The 534-nt window shown below is 74.0% G+C and carries 1 protein-coding gene; it reads right to left on the bottom strand.

Annotated elements, in window-relative coordinates; genetic code table 11:
* On the bottom strand, positions 1 to 534 hold a 534-nt coding region (locus BZY54_RS48245), incomplete at both ends, for an SNF2 helicase-associated domain-containing protein (protein ID WP_279634785.1).

Below are 534 nucleotides of genomic sequence, written 5' to 3'. Positions count from 1 at the left end.
GCAGGTGGAGGGCGAGCAGCGTGACGGTCTTGCCGAGACCCATGTCGTCGGCGAGGACGCCGCCGAGGGTCAGGCGGGTCATGTCCGCCAGCCAGGCCAGGCCCCGCTGCTGGTAGCCGCGCAGGGTGGCGGTCAGGCCCTGTGGTGCTCGGACGGGGGCGCGGCCCTCGGGATCGCGCAGCCGGGCGACCAGTTCGCCGAAGGTGCCGGCCGCCTCCACCGCGACGCGCTCACCGTCCCATTCCACCTCTCCGGTCAGCACCGCCTGGAGTGCGTCCAGCGGGGCGAGTTCGCGGCTGCGCTGCCGCTTGAGGCGGGCCACCAGCCTCGGATCGGCGACCACCCACTGGTCGCGCAGCTTGACCAGCGGGCGCCGGGCCTCGGCGAGTTGGTCGATTTCGGCCTCGGTGAGCTTCTCTCCGCCGAGCGCGACATGCCAGGAGAAGTCGAGCAGGGCGTCGCGGCCCAGCAGGGTGTCCACGGTCGCGCCGGGCGCGGTGGCCGCCCCGATCTCCGCCCGCGCTTGAAGGGACT

This window comes from Streptomyces carpinensis (genome assembly GCF_002154505.1).
Classification (GTDB): domain Bacteria; phylum Actinomycetota; class Actinomycetes; order Streptomycetales; family Streptomycetaceae; genus Streptomyces; species Streptomyces carpinensis.
Note: the sequence above shows the minus strand (reverse complement) of the source record. Positions and strands in the feature narration are given on the sequence as shown.